Annotated in this window: 1 protein-coding gene; it reads right to left on the bottom strand. The window is 64.2% G+C overall.

Features of this window, described 5'->3' with window-relative positions; translation table 11 throughout:
- Window positions 1–271, bottom strand: a 271-nt coding sequence (locus AC0L2O_RS36810) for a hypothetical protein (RefSeq protein ID WP_473373207.1), incomplete at both ends; no start/stop codon positions are given.

Below are 271 nucleotides of genomic sequence, written 5' to 3'. Positions count from 1 at the left end.
AGCGAACATCGTGAACAGCAGCCGCATGAGGAATGCGGACGTCTTCGACGCCTCATGGCCGCGGTCTTCCAGGCGGCGCGCCAGCGTCGCAAGCAGATCGCCGATCTGACGCGTGACCTTAAGGGCTTCCTTGGACGGATCCAGGCTGAGCGGCGCAGTCCACATCGCCGCCAGCCGCTTGCGAACGGCCGGGTCGCTAAGGTCGTCCAGCATGACGCGGTAGCTACTGCGGTTCGGAAACTGCGTGTAAGCCTTCCCGGTGCAGGTGAAG

The sequence above is a fragment of the Bradyrhizobium sp. Kon10 genome (genome assembly GCF_055807395.1).
The sequence above is the reverse complement of the archived record's forward strand: the minus strand, read 5'-3'. Positions and strand labels throughout refer to the sequence as shown.